Origin of the sequence: Streptosporangium sp. NPDC087985 (assembly GCF_044741965.1) — a bacterium.
Taxonomy (GTDB): domain Bacteria; phylum Actinomycetota; class Actinomycetes; order Streptosporangiales; family Streptosporangiaceae; genus Streptosporangium.
On the sequence record NZ_JBIUTQ010000002.1, the window covers coordinates 213,822 to 230,928 of the forward strand.

At 69.1% G+C, this 17,107-nt stretch carries 16 protein-coding genes; 4 read left to right on the forward strand and 12 right to left on the reverse strand.

The window, feature by feature from the left end:
• Nucleotides 1-52 precede the first annotated feature (52 nt).
• A complete protein-coding gene (locus ACIN94_RS06145) occupies nt 53-520 on the forward strand; it encodes a hypothetical protein (RefSeq protein WP_400700330.1) in 468 nt (155 codons plus the stop codon).
• Nucleotides 521-595: 75 nt separating this feature from the next.
• Here the strand turns inward: ACIN94_RS06145 and ACIN94_RS06150 are convergent, their stop codons facing one another.
• From ACIN94_RS06150 to glnA, 3 genes are all read right to left on the reverse strand, one after another.
• Entirely contained in the window at nt 596-1,840 is a 1,245-nt protein-coding gene (locus tag ACIN94_RS06150; RefSeq protein ID WP_400700332.1) for an MFS transporter, read from the reverse strand.
• A 77-nt stretch (nt 1,841-1,917) separates the two neighbouring features.
• Nucleotides 1,918-2,988: a LacI family DNA-binding transcriptional regulator gene (locus ACIN94_RS06155; protein ID WP_400700334.1), complete on the reverse strand. Its 1,071-nt coding sequence runs from the start codon at nt 2,986-2,988 to the stop codon at nt 1,918-1,920.
• A 312-nt stretch (nt 2,989-3,300) separates the two neighbouring features.
• Nucleotides 3,301-4,725: a type I glutamate--ammonia ligase gene (glnA, locus tag ACIN94_RS06160; RefSeq protein WP_400700336.1), complete on the reverse strand. Its 1,425-nt coding sequence runs from the start codon at nt 4,723-4,725 to the stop codon at nt 3,301-3,303.
• 332 nt (nt 4,726-5,057) lie between these two features.
• Here glnA and ACIN94_RS06165 point away from each other — a divergent pair, with 332 nt between their 5' ends.
• Nucleotides 5,058-5,522: an RDD family protein gene (locus tag ACIN94_RS06165; protein WP_400700338.1), complete on the forward strand. Its 465-nt coding sequence runs from the start codon at nt 5,058-5,060 to the stop codon at nt 5,520-5,522.
• A 102-nt stretch (nt 5,523-5,624) separates the two neighbouring features.
• On the opposite strand, the gene ACIN94_RS06170 is transcribed toward ACIN94_RS06165, so the two are convergent.
• The 9 genes from ACIN94_RS06170 to ACIN94_RS06210 all read right to left on the reverse strand — a co-directional run bounded on the left by ACIN94_RS06170 (nt 5,625) and on the right by ACIN94_RS06210 (nt 15,604).
• Nucleotides 5,625-6,425, reverse strand: coding sequence for a class I SAM-dependent methyltransferase (locus ACIN94_RS06170; RefSeq protein ID WP_400700340.1), 801 nt, complete (start codon nt 6,423-6,425; stop codon nt 5,625-5,627).
• Nucleotides 6,425-7,105 carry a DUF4191 domain-containing protein gene (locus ACIN94_RS06175; RefSeq protein ID WP_400700342.1) on the reverse strand — a complete coding sequence of 227 codons (681 nt, stop codon included), beginning with the start codon at nt 7,103-7,105 and terminating at the stop codon, nt 6,425-6,427. Before ACIN94_RS06175 ends, ACIN94_RS06170 begins: the two co-directional genes overlap by 1 nt.
• A gap of 190 nt (nt 7,106-7,295) precedes the next feature.
• Nucleotides 7,296-8,225, reverse strand: coding sequence for a lipoyl synthase (lipA, locus tag ACIN94_RS06180; RefSeq protein ID WP_400700344.1), 930 nt, complete (start codon nt 8,223-8,225; stop codon nt 7,296-7,298).
• Nucleotides 8,226-8,411: 186 nt separating this feature from the next.
• Nucleotides 8,412-9,089, reverse strand: a complete 678-nt coding sequence (gene lipB / locus ACIN94_RS06185; protein ID WP_400700346.1) for a lipoyl(octanoyl) transferase LipB — start codon at nt 9,087-9,089, stop codon at nt 8,412-8,414.
• Between the two features lie 89 nt (nt 9,090-9,178).
• The gene (locus ACIN94_RS06190; RefSeq protein WP_400700348.1) at nt 9,179-9,916 is read right to left on the reverse strand and encodes a Type 1 glutamine amidotransferase-like domain-containing protein; all 738 of its coding nucleotides are present in this window, start codon (nt 9,914-9,916) and stop codon (nt 9,179-9,181) included.
• Between the two features lie 38 nt (nt 9,917-9,954).
• Entirely contained in the window at nt 9,955-10,851 is an 897-nt protein-coding gene (locus tag ACIN94_RS06195) for a TIGR01777 family oxidoreductase (protein ID WP_400700350.1), read from the reverse strand.
• 150 nt (nt 10,852-11,001) lie between these two features.
• Complete coding sequence (gene sucB / locus ACIN94_RS06200; RefSeq protein WP_400700352.1) at nt 11,002-12,459, reverse strand: 2-oxoglutarate dehydrogenase, E2 component, dihydrolipoamide succinyltransferase; 1,458 nt, start codon at nt 12,457-12,459, stop codon at nt 11,002-11,004.
• Nucleotides 12,460-12,496: 37 nt separating this feature from the next.
• Nucleotides 12,497-13,876, reverse strand: coding sequence for a dihydrolipoyl dehydrogenase (lpdA, locus tag ACIN94_RS06205; protein WP_400700354.1), 1,380 nt, complete (start codon nt 13,874-13,876; stop codon nt 12,497-12,499).
• Nucleotides 13,877-14,080: 204 nt separating this feature from the next.
• Nucleotides 14,081-15,604, reverse strand: coding sequence for a leucyl aminopeptidase (locus ACIN94_RS06210; RefSeq protein ID WP_400700356.1), 1,524 nt, complete (start codon nt 15,602-15,604; stop codon nt 14,081-14,083).
• A 91-nt stretch (nt 15,605-15,695) separates the two neighbouring features.
• Here ACIN94_RS06210 and ACIN94_RS06215 point away from each other — a divergent pair, with 91 nt between their 5' ends.
• Nucleotides 15,696-16,043, forward strand: coding sequence for a GntR family transcriptional regulator (locus ACIN94_RS06215; RefSeq protein WP_400700358.1), 348 nt, complete (start codon nt 15,696-15,698; stop codon nt 16,041-16,043).
• Nucleotides 16,040-17,077, forward strand: coding sequence for a hypothetical protein (locus tag ACIN94_RS06220; protein WP_400700360.1), 1,038 nt, complete (start codon nt 16,040-16,042; stop codon nt 17,075-17,077). The genes ACIN94_RS06215 and ACIN94_RS06220 overlap by 4 nt, the downstream gene beginning before the upstream one ends.
• Nucleotides 17,078-17,107: the final 30 nt, after the last annotated feature.

Here is a 17,107-nt window from a genome sequence, read left to right on the forward strand (position 1 = left end):
TTGGTACTCCCACGGAACAGCGACGGAACAGAGCAGAAGCTTGGAGGCGCCCGTGGCGATGCCCAGGAAGGGCTCACGGCTCATCAGCGTCGACGGCACCGCCTTTCGCTGGCGGATCCGGCACAGGCCCACCTACTGCCAGGGCAACGGCTGGAGTCCCCTCACCGTCACCGTTGAGCGGACCGAGGAGCCGGGGCACGTCCTCGTGGTGTCATTTCCCTGCGCTCGGCCGGACAACCGGCTCGGAGAACGGACGATCGCGGTCCGCCCCGCCCTCGTCGTCGGATGCATCCGGCGAGCCATCGAACAGGGATGGAACCCCGGGCAACCGGGCGCGGCATTCACCCTCACCGTCACCGAGGACGAACTAGCCGTGCTCCTGGGCGAACCGCCTCAGTACCTGATCCCCTTCCTCTGGGGCATGATCCCTGAAGGCGGAAGCATCAAAGACCTCCCTCGATGCACCGAAATCTGGAGCCGGGACAAGCAGAACACCAGCCAGGCACCTTCTGATCTGTAGGGAAGGGCAGGTTCCTCGTTGATGGCTCGCCGCTCTGCTCTGCTGGTAGATGCGCGCCGGTGGGGTGTGATCGTGTCAGGCGGGCTGAGAGAGCTGTCCGAGGAGGTGCGGGTCGTCCGGTTCCGGTTGCAAGGGCTTGGTGGCCCCGGCAATGAGAAGGGCCACCCCTTGCAGCGCGACAACGACCAGGAGGGCGCGTAGCACCGTGGCGTGGTCACCGAGCCAGCCGATCAAGGGCGGGCCGGTGAATGCGGCCAGCTTGCCGACAGTGGAGATGACGGTGACACGGGCGGCGGCGTGCCTGGGGTCGTCGGCGCCGGCGCTCATGCCGACGGGGTAGCCGAAAGCGGTTCCCGCGCCCCACAGCAGGGCACCGATCAAAGCGATCGGAAGGTTCGGGCCGAAGATGAACAGCAGCAGGCCGACGATGGTGATCACGCCGAGGACGCGGAGGACGAGTACCCGTCCGTAGCGGTCGAGCAGACTTGCCCCGAACCATCGGACCACGGTGACGGCCGCCAGGAAGATCGCAAAACCAAGAGCACCCACGGCTTCGGCAGCGCCGTGATCGTCGATGAGGGCAACCGCGATCCAGTCGTTGGCGGCGCCCTCGCCGAAGGCGAATGCGAGAACGAACAGGCCGATGAGGAGGGTTCTCGGTTCCCTCCAGGCGCGCAACGTGCCACGGGTCGGGCCGTTGACCGAATCAGAGTGGTCGTCGACCTGGCGATAGTCAGGGAGGTAGTCGCGGGCGGCGAGCGGGACGGCAAGGGCCACGATGAGAGCGACGCCCGCGAGATGACCCGCCACGGGTATCTGCAATGCGACCATGGCGGCGCCGAGCGCCGCACCGGCGACGGTGCCCGCGGCGAATGCGGCGTGGAACCTGGGCATGATCGACCGGCCTAGAGCGCGCTCGACCTCGGTTCCCTGGACGTTCATCGCCACATCCCAGGCAGCGGTGGCGAAGCCGATGACAAGCAGTCCTGCGACGAGCACCGTGAGACCGGTGACATCGCCGAGACCGATGACGACAAGCCCTATACTCCCGAGGATCCCAGTGATGGTGACTGTTCGTCGCTGACCGAGGCGGACGACGATCGGACCCGACAATGGCCGGGACACCACCGCACCGGCGGCGGCGCCGAGCAGCACCCACCCGAGCTGTGCGGGCTCCAGGGCCAGGTGGTCGCGCAATTGCGGAATCCGAGCGACCCAGCTCGCGAAGAGGAATCCGCAGCCGGCGAACACGATGTAGGTCGCTCGGATCGCTGCACGGAGCGGGATCGATGGCGCCGGCTGCGGGGGGATCGCGGGCATGACGGCCTTTCGGTGGGAACCTCAACGGACCGCTCGGCGGGTAGGAGCACCGAGCGGATCGCGGACATTGATGGGTGTCAGGTGGTGGCCGCAGCCCAAGACGTCAGGTAATCCGCGGTCGGGTCAGTGCTCTGCCGTGTGACGAGCTGGACCGGAAAACTCTTCTGCCACTGGGAGGGAAGGTCCCCGTCCAAGAGTGCTTTGGTAGCCGCGGCGGCCATCTCCTCGACCGGTAGCCGGATCGTGCTCAGCGGAGGATTCGCGCATGTCGCGGCGATGCTGTCGTCAAAACCGACCACAGCGATGTCGTCCGGGATCCGACGGCCCGTGGCCGTGATCGCCTGCACCGCGCCTGCGGCCATCAGGTCACTGGACACGAACAGACCATCCACCTCGGGATGCCGGGCCAGCAATTCGGCCGCCGCGCGGTAGCCGCCCTCCCGCAGAAACCCGCCGCCCGCAGCGATATCAGGTATACCGGCATCTCCGATCAAGCCGAGGTGACCAGCTCTTCTGCTGCTTGCACACGCGTTGATCGCAGGGCCGTGAATCGCTGCGATCCGGCGGCAGCCGATTTGGTGAAGGTGGCCGACAGCGGCGTAGGCCCCGGCGGTGTTCTCCGACTCCACGATGGGGACCGATGGGGCAGGGGTGTTGAGCGATACCACCTGCGGGCAGCGGCGGTGGAAACGCATCGCCAGGTCCGGGGGGACGTTGACCAGAACGGCGCCGACCGTCGCCTGCCGTGCGACCGTGTCGATGAGCTCTACCGCTCCTGCCATAAGACTCACATGGATCTGCAGATGTACGGCGCTGCCGTCGAGCGCGGACATCATTCCCGCGATGACTCGGCTGAAGTAGGGATGACCGCCGATCCAGGACAGATCGGGGTCGTAGTTGATCACGACGAGGTCAACGATCATCCGGCGACCGGAGGCCAGCGCCCGTGCCGCCTCGTTGGGCCGATACCCGAGAGCTGCCGCTACTTCGGCGATGCGAGCGCGAGTGGGACCCGAGGCACCCGGCATGTTGTTCATCACCCGAGAGGCCGTGGCCCGCGACACGCCGGCTTCGCGTGCCACGTCCTCGAGCGTCGGCTTCTGATATGACATATCGGGCTCGCAATCATCATCAACAGCCAGCGTCACCGGGCGGTCATCAAGACGATATGAGCGAGAGCGCTCTCTTTTCTAGCCGTAATCCGTGACCACCGAACTACCTTGCGCCACATTTCCGCTGCGCAACATGATCTCCTGCTGGAGAAGATGCGCCGCCCGGAGCCGCGAACGGGTCGTGCTCATGCGCTCGCTCCCGCCGTCCTGGTGACGCTGCTGCGAAAGGCCGTCGAGCGCGCCCTGAACGGACGGTCACTCGACGGCCTCACACGGGATGCCTGAATGCCCTGTATGTGCCCTGGCGGATCACCCATCAGGGTTTCCGCAGGTCACGGCCTTAACCGATCAGACGTCGTAGTAGAGCTCGAACTCGTGCGGGTGCGGGCGCAGGCGGATCGGGTCGATCTCGTTCTCGCGCTTGTAGGCGATCCAGGTCTCGATCAGGTCCGGCGTGAACACGCCGCCCTCCAGCAGGTACTCGTGGTCGGCCTCGAGGGCGGCCAGCACCTCCGGCAGCGAGCCCGGGACCTGCGGGATGTTGTGGGCCTCCTCCGGAGGAAGCTCGTAGAGGTCCTTGTCGACCGGCTCGGCCGGCTCGATCTTGTTGCGGATGCCGTCGATGCCGGCCATGAGCTGGGCGGCGAAGGCGAAGTACGGGTTGCAGGACGGGTCCGGCACGCGGAACTCGATGCGCTTGGCCTTCGGGTTGGAACCCGTGAGCGGGATGCGGATGCACGCCGAGCGGTTGCGCTGGGAGTAGACCAGGTTGACCGGGGCCTCGTAGCCCGGGACCAGGCGGTGGTAGGAGTTCACCGTCGGGTTGGTGAAGGCCAGCAGCGACGGGGCGTGCCTGAGCAGGCCGCCGATGTAGTGGCGGGCGGTGTCGGACAGGCCCGCGTAGCCGACCTCGTCGTAGAAGAGCGGCGCGCCGTCCTTCCAGAGCGACTGGTGGCAGTGCATGCCGGAGCCGTTGTCGCCGAAGAGCGGCTTGGGCATGAAGGTGACCGTGTGGCCGTACTCCAGGGCCGTGTTCTTGACGATGTACTTGTACAGCATCATGGTGTCGGCGGCCTTGAGCAGCGTGTTGAACCGGAAGTCGATCTCGGCCTGGCCGGCCGTGCCGACCTCGTGGTGCTGCATCTCCACTTCGACGCCTGCGTCGATCAGCCGGCGGACCATCGCCGAACGCAGGTCGGTGAAGTGGTCCATCGGCGGCACTGGGAAGTAGCCGCCCTTGTAGCGCGGCTTGTAGCCGAGGTTGCCCCCCTCCTGGGCCTTGCCGGTGTTCCAGGCGCCCTCGACCGAGTCGATGTGGTAGTAGCTCTCGTGGGCGCTGGTCTCGAACCGCACGTCGTCGAAGATGTAGAACTCGGCCTCGGGGCCGAAGCAGATCGTGTCGGCGATGCCGGTGCCCTTGAGATACTCCTCGGCCTTGCGGGCGACGTTGCGAGGGTCGCGGCTGTAGGGCTCACCCGTCAGCGGATCGTGCACGAAGAAGTTGATGTTGAGCGTCTTGTGCTGCCGGAAGGGGTCCAGTACGGCCGTGGACGGGTCGGGCAGCAGGAGCATGTCCGACTCGTGGATGGCCTGGAAGCCACGGATCGACGAGCCGTCGAACATGAGACCGTCGGTGAAGACGTTCGCACCGAAGTTCTCCGTGGGGAAAGTGAAGTGGTGCGTCGTCCCCGGCAGGTCGGTGAACCTGACATCGACGAACTGCACCCTTTCGTCCTTGATGAACTTCAGGACGTCGTCGGCGGAGTTGAACACGCGAACCTCCCAAGGGGCACGGGCTATCAGAGCCGAAGGTAGGCCTGCGCCGTTACCGCCCCGTGTCTCAACTGTTTCGCTCGTGTTAAGGAAAAGCCGTCTTCACGCTAGTCGCCCCACCTGGGGAAACGGGTCGCGGAAAGCGTTCTTTTGCCCGAGTCTTACGTCCGGGGCCGCCTGGGTCGTATGTCGGTAACGGCCCGAGTCTCACCTCCGGGACCCCGGTCCGCAGTCCTCGCGGCACGGGTTCTCCTTACATACGGCCTCCGTGTGATCCGCGCTGTCGGCATCGGAGATGCGGGAGCGGCCTCCGGGGCGGATACCGTTGAGCTATGAGCAGCAGGCAGCAGCCCCGTTGGACCCAGACCTGGCTTGGCGGCGTCCGCTCGGCCGGAGTCGACCTGGGCTACCCCGGAGAGCGGCTCGGGCTGCCCCGGCAGGGCAGTGGCGCGGTGGCGGGGTTCGGCCGCAGGATCGGCGCCCTCGTGATCGACTGGATGATCTGCACCTGGGCCATCGCCCAGGGACTCCTGCGGGTGAACCCCGCCGAGCAGGGATGGGTCCCGCTTGCGATCTTCGCCCTGGCCAACATCCTGCTGGTGGGCACCACGGGTATGACCTTCGGCATGCGGCTGCTCGGCATCCGGGTCGCCACGCTCGACGGCGGCCGTCCACGGTTCGTTCCGGTGCTGGCGCGGACCCTGCTGCTCTGCCTGGCCGTACCGGCGCTCATCTGGGACCGCGACCAGCGCGGCCTGCACGACCGCGCGGCGAACACCGTGGTCGTGCGGCTCTGACGCGCCTCCCCTCGCGGGCGGGGGAGAGACTCTCCTCGTGCTGCTCTCCTACCTGCCCGGAGTGGACCGGACAGGCCGGAGGCGCGTGGAACGCGGTGGGCGCTACGCCCGCTTCAGGCAGGTGAAGATCGCGGTGCCGGGCAGGTGGCGGCCGCGCAGCGGGCTCCAGCCGCCCCACTCGCGGTCGTGGCCGCCGGGCCACTCCGGCTCGACCAGCGCCGTGACGGCGAGACCCGACGCGACGATGTGCCCGATCCAGTCGGCCATCGTGCGGTGGTGCTCGACGTAGGACGGCTGCCCGTCGTCACCGATCTCCACATACGGCGAGCGATCGAAGTAGGACCGATCGGCGGTCAGTCCGCGGGGGCCCGGATCGTCGGGGAAGGCCCAGCGGACCGGGTGGCTGACCGAGAAGACCAGGCGTCCGCCGGGGCGTAGCACCCGGTGGGTCTCGGTGAGGACGGCTCCCGCGTCGGCCACGAACGGCAGCGCGCCGAAGGCCGAGCAGGCCAGGTCGAACGACCCGTCGGCGAAGGGCAGGACCTCGGCGTCGGCCTGGACCACCGGGAGCGGTGAGGTGCTGCCCAGGTCGATCCGGCGGGAGTGCTGGAGCTGGCGGAAGGACAGGTCGAAGGCCGCGACCCTGGCCCCCTGCCCGGTCAGCCACCGCCCGCACTGCCCCGCGCCGCAACCGATCTCCAGGACGTCCTTGCCCGCGACGTCACCCAGCAGACGGGCGTCGGCCTCGTCGAGGCCCTCCGGGCACCAGACGAAGCCGGAGTCACGGAGGAACTCCCCGTGCTCGGCCTGGTATTCGTCTGCGGCACCGTCCCACCAGCCGCGGTTGGCCCGCGAGGTGCGGGCGGCGTCCACCCGGCGCCGGTCGACTCCCGCGAGATCCATCAGCGCATCTTCGGCCGGGGCATCCGTGCCCCGCGCGGCAGCGGGCCCTTGGGCATCTGGACCGTCTGGGGGAGGGCCTTGAGCCGGTTGTTGATCTCGTAGACCGCGGGCTTCTTGAGGTTGCGAGGCAGCTTCATCAGGTGGCGCTGCAGCTTGGCCAGGGGGATCTGACCCTCACCGTCACCGGACTGGATGTCGTAGACCGGGACGTCGAGCGCGACCCGCTGGACGCGCTTCTTCTCGGCGACCAGCATCTTCTGCACGCGACTGCCCGGCCCCTCGGAGACCAGGATGATGCCGGGATAGCCGACCACCCGGTGCACGAGGTCCTGGTCGCGGTTGAGCGCGACAGCCGGGGTGACCTCCCAGTTGCCGCGCATCCCCTGCAGGATCGAGGCGGCGGCGCCGAGCTGGCCGTGCAGCATCGAGTACTGCGATCTCTGAGCGATCTGTCCGAAAACGACCAGCCCCGCGGTGAGAGCCAGCATGATCCCGATCAACAGCAGGTACCAGAACAAGCCGGTGACCAGGCCGATAACGATGCACAGCACGAGCGTGCCAAGCGCCGACGCATAGACGATCGGCATCCCCTTGGGGTTAACCTCCTTGATGATCTGCGCGACCATACGGAGTTGCTTGATGCGCCCCGGGCGCTCTGGGTCTTCGGGCTTCTTGGCCATGTTCTGAAGGATACAAATTCAGGGGTCAAGAAATGAAAACGTGACCTGCCGTGCAGCCGGTGGCCGGTGGGTGATGTGACGGTTCACACAGCGCCGGTCACCGTACGGCGGCGGCCGGAGACACCTGACCCGCCGGTGCGAAACGCAAAGGCCCCGCGCTCGTGCGCGGGGCCCTGGGCCGAGGGAGAGGTCAGGCGCGCTGACGGGCCTCGATGGCCTGCTTGTAGAGGCGGCCGGCCCGGTAGGAGGAACGGACCAGCGGGCCGGACAGGACTCCGGCGAAACCGATGGCCTCGGCCTCCTTCTGGAGCTCCACGAACTCCTCGGGCTTCACCCAGCGGTCCACCGGGTGGTGGCGGGGGGTGGGCCGCAGATACTGCGTCACGGTCAACAGGTCGCAGCCGGCCTCGTGGAGGTCGCGCATGGCCTGGACGACCTCCTCGCGCTCCTCCCCCATGCCGAGGATCAGGTTGGACTTGGTCACCAGCCCGGCCTCGCGGGCCTTGGTGATCACTCCCAGGGACCGCTCGTAACGGAACGCGGGGCGGATGCGCTTGAAGATCCGCGGCACGGTCTCGACGTTGTGCGCGAACACCTCAGGCTTGGCGGAGAAGACCTCTTCGAGCTGGTCCTGGTCGCCGTTGAAGTCGGGCACCAGCAGCTCGACGCCGCAGCCGGGCAGCAGCGCGTGGATCTGCCTGGCGGTCTCGGCATACAGCCAGGCGCCGCCGTCGGGCAGGTCGTCACGGGCGACCCCGGTCACGGTCGCGTAGTTGAGGCCCATCTGCTGAACCGACTCGGCCACCCGCCGTGGCTCGTCGGTGTCGTATTCCTTGGGCTTGCCGGTGTCGATCTGGCAGAAGTCACATCGTCTGGTGCACTGGTCGCCGCCGATGAGGAAGGTGGCCTCGCGGTCCTCCCAGCACTCCGAGATGTTGGGACATCCGGCTTCCTGGCAGACGGTGTGCAGACCTTCACGTTTGACCAGCGCGCGGAGCTCGGTGTGGTTGGGACCGGTCCTGAACTTGGTCTTGATCCACTCGGGCTTCTTCTCGATGGGGGTCTCGGCGTTGCGGACCTCCAGGCGGAGGAGCTTTCGGCCTTCCGGAGCCACGGTCATGCGACCTCCTTCGTCGGTCGCGGGACCGAGGTACCTTGTCTATTCGCTCGCTCGCTACGCTCGCTCACCGCCCCAGCTTATGTCCCGCCGGAGAATGGCCATACACAAGGGGGTGGCGCTTCGAACACTCCCGCCCTCCGCGCTCCAGGATCGGGAAATGCCAGGAACATCCCTCCCGGGCGCTGCTCAGCGCCGGAAGAGATCCTCCTCCGGAAGTTCGAAGGCCCGCGCGCCGAGTGCCTCGGCCAGGTGCTTCTCGGCGTACGGCATGACCTCGTCGACCACGATCCTGCGGCCGGTCTCGGCCGACAGCGAGGAGACCCCGGCGTCGCTGATCCCGCACGGGACGATCCGGTTGTACCAGCTCGGGTCGTTGGAGCAGTTGAGCGCGAACCCGTGCATCGTGACGCCCCCCGCGACCCGGATGCCGATCGCGCCGACCTTCCGGTCGGGCAGGCCGTGCGAGGGATCCCCGGCCACCCAGACACCGCTCCGCCCCTCCACCCGGCCGGCCTGCACCCCGAAGTCGGCGCAGACGTGGATGAGCGTGTTCTCCAGGAGCCGGACGTAGGAGATCACATCCAGCCGCTCCCCGAGCCTGACGATCGGATAGCCCACGAGCTGGCCGGGACCGTGCCAGGTGATCCGGCCACCCCGGTCCACGTCGATGACCGGGGTGCCGTCGGTGGGCCGTTCGTTCGGGGCGGTGCGCTTGCCGGCCGTGTAGACCGGCGCGTGTTCGAGCAGCAGGCAGGTGTCGGGAATCTCGCCGGCCACCCGGCGGGCGTGGATCCGCCGCTGGAGATCCCAAGCCTGCTCGTAGGGGAAGTCAACGCCAAGACGGACGATTGCCAGGTCACTCACGGATCAAGAGTAGTTGACCTGTTCTTGGTCATGCAGGGAACCCGGCCTGTGAGGGTGGAAATCTCCGGCCTCGGTGGTGGGAAAGGACGTCAGGACGTGAGAAGGCGAGGCTCGATACGGAACTCCTTCACCCCGTTCGCTCCGTCGTGTTCGATCCGGTAGGCGTAGCCCTCCGGATCCACGGTTACGGCCTGGATGAACTCGGTGCCCACGTAGTGCAGCGCGACGCCCTCGTCGGCTGCGTAGCCGTCGGGCAGCTCACCCGAGGCCACCGCCTCGTGCAGCAGTGCGCGGCGCTGCGGGTCGGAGTTGTAGTGAACGCCGCAGGAGTGGGGCAGCAGCCCGAGACCGTCGGCCCAGGTCCGCAGCGTCGGCCCGAAGGAGTCGGTGTTGCCGCCCACGTGCCAGCAGAGCGCCCCCGCGCTCTGCCCGGACAGCACCACGCCCGCCCGCCACGCCTCCTCGAAGGCCTCGTCCAGGCCGTGCAGCCGCCACAGGGCCGCCAGGTTGGCCACGCTGCCGCCGCTGACGTAGATGACGTCCTGGCTCAGGATCCACTCACGCGGATCCTCGACGTTGGGCATGGGGAACACCGTCAGGTGGCTGACCTCCACGTCCCAGTCGCGGAACGCGCCGTACATCTTCAGCAGCCAGTCGGAGTCGTCGCCCAGAGCGGTCGCGAGCAGGCCCAGCCGGGGCCGGTCCTGGCCGGTCAGGTCAAGGGCGTACCGCAGTAGCGCGCTCGCCTCTATGAACCCGTGGCGCTCGGACGGACGGAACGAACCGCCCCCGATGGCAAGGACGTGAGACTGCCCGGAACTGCTCATATGTGATCTCTCCAACGGGTTCGGCGGAAACAGGGACCCTAGAGTACGGCGGCCAGCGCCTCACTGAGGCGCGTATGCCGGAACGTGTAACCAGACTCCAGGAGGCGTCGGGGCATCACCCGCTGCCCGGTCAGCACCCCCTCCTCCGCGAACCCCCCGATGGCCGTGCGCAGCGCGAACCCGGGTACGGCGAGCGGCATCGTGGGCCGGTGCACGGCCTCCCCGAGCGCCTTGGTGAACTCCGCGTTGGTGGCCGGTTCTGGCGCGGTGAGGTTGACCGGGCCCGAGATCTCCTGGTTGTTCAGAATATGTAGCACGGCGCCCACCCAGTCATCGATCGAGATCCACGACCAGTACTGCCCTCCCGAGCCCAGAGGCGCTCCCAGTCCCAGTTTGAAGATCGGCAGGAGCTTCGGCAGCATGCCGCCCTCGCCGCTCAGCACCAGACCGGTGCGGAGCAGGGCCACCCGGATGCCGGCCTCCTCGGCGGGGACCGTCTCGGCCTCCCAGGGCACCACCACGTCCTGTGCGAGGAATCCGGCACCCGGCGGGGCCGTCTCGTCCACCTCGCGGTCTCCGGTGTCCCCGTAGAAACCGATCGCGGAGGCGGACAGCAGTGCCCGCGGCTTGACCGGCAGCTCTGTCAGCGCCTTCACCAGCGTCCTGGTCCCCTCGACCCGGCTGCGGACCACCTCGCGCTTGAAGTCGTCGTTCCAGCGCCGGTCGTTGATCCCCGCTCCGGCGAGATGGACCACGGCCTGCGCGCCCTGCAGGGCCGCCGGATCGATGAGCCCTTTGCCGGGGTTCCAGAACGACTCGTCGGCGCCCTGCGGTGCCCGCCGTACCAGACGGACCACCCGGGTGCCGTCGGCCCGTAGAGCCCTGACCAGAGCCGATCCAAGCAGGCCCGAGGACCCGGTCACGATGATCGCCATGTCGCCCAATCTAGTCGACCTCCCCTGTGATCTTCGGGAGCCCGGCGGTCACCGGATGCGCCGCGTGCCGAAAGAGGCACGTGGAAGGACCCGCGGTGAGAACAGGCCGGGCCGGCCCGCGGAACGCGGACCGGCCCGGCAGAACGGTGACTAGGCGTTGAGGCCCAGCTGGTTCTCGAAGCGGCCCTCCTCCAGACGACGCTTGATCGTCGTCAGGAAGCGGGCTGCGTCGGCGCCGTCGACCAGGCGGTGGTCGTAGCTGAGCGCGAGGTACACCATCGAGCGGACGGCGATGACCTCGCCCTCGGCGGTGTCCAGGACGACCGGGCGCTTGACGACCGCGCCGGTGCCCAGCATGCCGACCTGCGGCTGGTTGAGGATCGGCGTGTCGAACAGCGCGCCACGGCTGCCGGTGTTGGTCAGCGTGAACGTGCCGCCGCCGAGCTCGTCCGGGCTCACCTTGTTGGTGCGGGTGCGCTCGGCCAGGTCGGCGATCTTACGGGCGAGACCGGCGATGTTGAGGTCGCCCGCGTCCTTGATCACCGGGACGAGCAGGCCGCGCTCGGTGTCCGTCGCGAAGCCGAGGTGCTCGGCGTCGAAGTAGGTGACCTCGTTGGTCTCGCTGTTGATCGTGGCGTTCACCTTCGGGTGCTGCTTGAGCGCCTCGATCGCGGCGAGGGCGAAGAACGGCATGAACGAGAGCTTGACGCCCTCGCGCCGCTGGAACTCGGCCTTCGCGCGCTCGCGCAGCTGCGCGACCTTGGTGACGTCGACCTCGACCACGGAGGTGAGCTGGGCCGAGACCTGCAGCGACTCGACCATGCGCTTGGCGATGGTCTGACGCAGCCGCGACATCTTCTCGGTACGGCCACGCAGCGTGGTGTCCACCGCGACCGGCTCGGGAGCCTGGGCGGGGGCGGCGGCCTGGGCGGGAGCCTGCGGGGCGGCCTGGGGGGCCGGAGCCTGGGCGGCGGCCCGCTCGCGAAGACTGCGGGCGGCCTCCAGCACGTCCTGCTTGCGGATGCGGCCACCGACGCCGGTGCCGGTCAGCGCGTCCAGGTCGACGTTGTGCTCGCCGGCGAGCTTGCGGACCAGCGGGGTGACGTACGGGCTGTCACCGGAGGGCGGCGTCGCGACGGGAGCCGGGGTGGCCTGGGGGGCCGGAGCGGCGACCTGGGGAGCCGGAGCCTGCGGGGCCGGCGCGGGTGCCGGAGCCGGAGCCGGAGCCGGAGCCGGAGCCGGCGCAGGTGCCGGAGCCGGGGCCGGAGCGGCGACCTGGGGAGCGGGCTGGGGGATCGAGGAGATCGGCGGGGCCGGGGCGGCCTCCGGCTGGGGAGCGGCCTCCTGGGCCGGAGCCGCGCCCTCGGTGCCGTTCTCGTCGATGATGGCCAGCTCGGCGCCGACCTCGACGGTCTCGTCCTCGGCAACGACAATCTTGGTGAGGATGCCCGCCGCCGGGGACGGGATCTCGGTGTCGACCTTGTCGGTGGAGACCTCGAGGAGCGGCTCGTCGGCCTCGACGCGCTCGCCTTCCTTCTTCAACCAGCGGGTGACGGTGCCCTCGGTGACGCTCTCGCCGAGCTGGGGCATCTGTACGGACTTCGGCATTGGGTGTCTTCTCTCGTGTTCCGAGTGAGGGCTCGTGTTAGTTGTGGACGTGCAGGGGCTTGCCGGCGAGGGCCAGCATCGCCTCGCCGAGGGCCTCGGACTGGGTGGGGTGCGCGTGGATGAGCTGCGCGACCTCGGAAGGCAGCGCCTCCCAGTTGTAGATCAGCTGCCCCTCGGTCACGAGCTCACCGACGCGGCGGCCGACCATGTGCACGCCGAGCACCGGGCCGTTCTTCTCGCTGATGACCTTGACCGCGCCCTGCGTCTGCAGGATCTGGCTCTTGGGGTTGCCGGCGAGGTCGTAGGTGAACTCGACGATCTCGTGACCACGCTCGCGGGCCTGGGCGGAGGTGATGCCCACCGACGCGACCTCGGGGTCGGAGTAGGTGATCCGCGGCACGCCGTCGTAGTCGATCGGCGCCGGGTTGAGGCCGGCGATGTGCTCGGCCACCAGGATGCCCTCGGCGAAGCCCGCGTGGGCGAGCTGCAGGGTCGGGATCAGGTCACCGACCGCGTACACGCCCGGCACGCTGGTCTGGCAGAACTCGTTGACGGTGACGGTGCCGCGTTCGATCGCGATGCCCGCCTCCTCGAAGCCCATGCCCGCGGAGACGGCGCCACGGCCGACGGCGACGAGCAGCAGCTCGGCGTCGAGGGTCTTGCCGTTGGCGAGCGTGACGACCACGCCGGTGTCGGTGGTCTTGACGCTCTCGAAGAAGACGCCGAGCTCCTGCTTGATGCCGCGGCGGCGGAAGGCGCGCTCCAGCAGCTTGGAGCTGGACTCCTCCTCCAGGGGGAGCAGGTGCGGCAGGGCCTCGACGATCGTCACCTCGGCACCGAAGGAACGCCACACGCTGGCGAACTCCACGCCGATGACGCCGCCGCCCAGCACGATGACAGAGGTCGGCACCCGGTCGAGCTTGAGCGCGTGCTCGCTGGTGATGACCTGCTCGCCGTCGATGTCCAGGCCGGGCAGCGACCGGGGCGCCGAGCCCGTCGCCAGCACGACGTTGCGGCCCTCGTAGACGTCGGAGCCGACGGCGACCCGGCCCGGGCCGACGAGGCGGCCCTCACCCTCGATGATCGTGATGCCCTTGCTCTTGAGCAGGCCCTGGACGCCCTTCCAGGCGCGGGTGACGATCTTGTCCTTGAACGCGTGGACACCGTCCATGTCGATGCCCTCGAAGCGGGCCTTGACGCCGAACGCCGCGCTCTCCCGGGTCTCGTCGGCCACTTCCGCCGAGTGCAGAAGGGTCTTGGTGGGGATGCATCCCCGGTGCAGGCATGTGCCGCCGATCTTGTCCTTCTCGATCAGCGCGACCGTCTTGCCCAGCTCGGCCGCCCGGAGGGCGCAGGCATACCCACCGCTGCCGCCCCCCAGGACGACGATGTCGAAAGGGCCGCTGCCATCAGCCACAGGAAAGCTCCTTGTTGGATCGGAATACCGTCTTCACGGTCGCGCCCGCTCCGTGCCCGGGCTGGTCCGTGGAGACGGTTCCGTCTCCACGCCTTCCCTCCGGGACGGCTCGCCGCACAGCCGGGGCCTGGCCTGTGGCCTGGCCCCGGCAACCGCATCTTCTCATCTGACCGTGTTGTTCATGACCCGCTTGCGCGGCGTCGGCTAGCTCGCGTAACGCTCGGCGAGGCCGACGAGGGTCCGGGTGATCGCACCCGTGCCGCCCTTCGGCGTGTAACCGTGCGGCTCGCCCTTGTTGAAGGCGGGACCGGCCATGTCGATGTGTGCCCAACGGATCCCGTCCGGCACGAATTCCCGCAGGAAGACGGCTGCCGTCAGCATCCCGCCGAAGCGCTCCGGGTGGAGGTTGGCGATGTCGGCGATGGGGGAGTCGAGCCCCTTGCGGAGCTCCTCCGGCAGGGGCATGCCCCAGGCGGCCTCACCCTGCTCGCCGGCGGCCTGGACGACCTCTTCGCGGAGCTCGTCGTCGTTGGCCATGACGCCGGCCGTACGCCAGCCGAGCGCCACGATCTGCGCCCCGGTGAGCGTGGCGATGTCCACGATCACGTCGGGGTTGTCCTGGCCGGCGCGGGCGATGCCGTCGATCAGGACCAGGCGGCCCTCCGCGTCGGTGTCGAGCACCTCCACGGTCTTGCCCGCGTAACTGGTGAAGACGTCGGAGGGGCGCTGGGCGGTGCCGCTCGGCATGTTCTCCGCCAGGCAGAGGTAGCCGACCGCGTTGACCTTGAGACCCAGTCTGGCGATCGCGACGAGTGCGCCGAAGACCGCGCCCGCGCCTCCCATGTCCGACTTCATCCAGTCCATCGCGGCCGCCGGCTTGAGCGACAGGCCGCCCGAGTCGAAGGTGATGCCCTTGCCGACGAAAGCGATCGTCTTGGCGGCCTCGGGGTGGCTGTAGGCGAGACGGACCAGGCGCGGCGGGTTGACCGAGCCTTGGCCGACCGCGACGATGCCGCCGAAGCCCTGCTCCTTGAGGGCCTTCTCGTCCAGGACCTCCACCGACAGGCCCGCCTTTGAGCCGGTCTGCTCGGCGATCTCGGCGAAGCGGGCCGGCCACAGGTCCGAGGGCGGGGTGTTGACCAGGTCGCGGACCAGGGAGACCGACTCGGCCACGGTGGTGGCGCGCTCGATCGCGGCCTGGGCGCCGTCGGCCCCGCTCAGCACGGTCAGCTCGGCCACCGGGGCGGCCTGCTCGCCGGTGGTCCGGTAAGGGGTGAAGGAGTAGGCGCCGAGCAGACCGCCCAGGGCGACGGCGCCGACGCGCTCCGCGTCGGTTGCGGGCAGCGCGAGCGCGACGCGGGCGGTCCCCGCGAGGGCGCGGGTGGCATTGCCGGCGGCGCGGCGCAGGGTTTCGGGGTCGTAGTCGCCCTCGGGGGCGTCACCGAGGCCGACGACCGCCAGAAGCGGGGCGGTCAGCGCGCCGAAGGTCGGAAGCTTGGCGATCTCGCCGGGCTTGCCCTTGACGCCCATGGCGTCGAGTGTCGCGGCGAGCCTGCCGCCGAGCGCCTCGTCCACGCTCTCGGCCCCTGGAGCGGGACGTGGGCCGTCCGGGCCGGTATGGACGCCGACGACCAGGGCATCGGTATCAAACGAGACAGCGTTGTCAGTTGAGTTCAGCCGCACAGTGGTCACGTCGCCCGATGCTAGTCGGGCTTTGGCCGTACGCATAAACGAGGGTTCGTCCTACGAATCCCCAAGCGCTGGATGAAGCTAATGCGATTGGCTTCATTCGGTTAATGGTGCTACTTTCACTAGCATCATGTTGCTTACTCTGGACCTGAACGACCCCCGGCCGCTGCACGAACAGGTGGCCGGGACGGTCCGTCGCGCCATCGCCGACGGCTCCTACGCGCCGGGTGACCGGCTGCCCCCCGCCAGGGAGTTGGCGGACGCGCTGGGGATCAACGCCAACACCGTGCTGCGCGCGCTGCGCGAGCTGCGCGACGAGGGCCTGCTGGAGTTCCGCCGCGGGCGCGGCGTCAGCGTGCTCGGCCGGCCCGACGCCCGTGCTGTGCTGGCGGAGGCCGCGCGCGACCTGCTCGCCGAGGCCGACCGTTACGGCTACGGCCCGGAGGAAGTCATCCACATCATCCGGGAGCTGTCGTGACCGGGCCCGCCCACCTGCCGCAGACCCCCTCCGAACAAGGAGATGCCGTGCTCCCCCGAGGCCGAACCCTCACCGTCGCCATTGTCTGGGGCGCGCTCGTCGCCGCCCTCCTGATCGCCGTCCCCCTCGCGCTGCGCGACCGGCTTCCCGATCCGCTCGCGACCCACTGGAGCGGGTCCACCCCCGACGGCCATATGTCCTTCGCCGGCAACCTCGTGTTCGACCTGGGCCTCTGGGCGGTCGCCTGGATCTTCCTGCTCGGCACCGCGCTGCGGCGCAGGACGTCGGGTGCCCGGCTGTGGCGCGTGTACTGGTGGGGCTTCCTCTTCGGCTGGGCGGTGCTCGCCCTGGGGGTGATGGGCTCCATCCTCTACGCCAACCTCGACGTCGCCGACTGGCACCAGGCCACGATGCCTGTCTGGCTGATCGTGGCAGTGGTGGGCGCCGCCGCCGGAGCCGGTGTGCTCGCGGGCTGGCTCGGCAGGGGCGGCCCCGACCCGGTGCGGGACCGCTCGGCGGAGCTGCCGAGGCTGCGGCTGCGGCCGGGACAGCGTGCGGTCTGGGTGAGCCGCGTCTCCAACCCCTGGCTGACGGGCCTCTCCACTGTGCTCCTGGTGGTGGCGGCGATCGCCGGTGGGCTCGCCACGACGGGAGTCCTGTCCGTTCAGGGCTTCTGGAGCATCCTGCCCGCCCTCGTCCTGGTGATGTTCCTGCTGCGCGCCATGGGCTCGGCCAGCGCCCGTGTCGACGCGGACGGTCTGCGCGTCGGCTTCGGCCCGTTCGGCCGGCCCGCCCGCCACACCCCGATCAGCAAGATCGAGTCGGCCTGGGTGGAGAAGTACGGCCCCGGCGACGTCGGGGGCTGGGGCCTGCGGGGCCTGCCGGGTACGGGCAGGGTCACGCTCATGCTGCGCGGAGGTGACTGCCTGGTCATCCGCCGCACCACGGGAGGCGAGTTCGCCGTCTCCGTCGATGACGCCGAGCGCGGCGCGGCCCTTCTGAACGCCTACATCGCCGAGGCCGTCAGCTCATGATCCGCCGCCCCGAGCCGCCCCGCCCGGCTC

Coding starts and splice junctions, on each gene's coding strand:
- ACIN94_RS06150 (WP_400700332.1), bottom strand. CDS start 1,840: ATGCCCGCGATCCCCCCGCAGCCGGCGCCATCGATCCCGCTCCGTGCA.
- ACIN94_RS06165 (WP_400700338.1), top strand. CDS start 5,058: ATGAGCAGCAGGCAGCAGCCCCGTTGGACCCAGACCTGGCTTGGCGGC.
- ACIN94_RS06170 (WP_400700340.1), bottom strand. CDS start 6,425: ATGGATCTCGCGGGAGTCGACCGGCGCCGGGTGGACGCCGCCCGCACC.
- ACIN94_RS06175 (WP_400700342.1), bottom strand. CDS start 7,105: ATGGCCAAGAAGCCCGAAGACCCAGAGCGCCCGGGGCGCATCAAGCAA.
- lipA (WP_400700344.1), bottom strand. CDS start 8,225: ATGACCGTGGCTCCGGAAGGCCGAAAGCTCCTCCGCCTGGAGGTCCGC.
- ACIN94_RS06190 (WP_400700348.1), bottom strand. CDS start 9,916: ATGAGCAGTTCCGGGCAGTCTCACGTCCTTGCCATCGGGGGCGGTTCG.
- ACIN94_RS06195 (WP_400700350.1), bottom strand. CDS start 10,851: ATGGCGATCATCGTGACCGGGTCCTCGGGCCTGCTTGGATCGGCTCTG.
- sucB (WP_400700352.1), bottom strand. CDS start 12,459: ATGCCGAAGTCCGTACAGATGCCCCAGCTCGGCGAGAGCGTCACCGAG.
- ACIN94_RS06210 (WP_400700356.1), bottom strand. CDS start 15,604: ATGCGTACGGCCAAAGCCCGACTAGCATCGGGCGACGTGACCACTGTG.
- ACIN94_RS06215 (WP_400700358.1), top strand. CDS start 15,696: ATGTTGCTTACTCTGGACCTGAACGACCCCCGGCCGCTGCACGAACAG.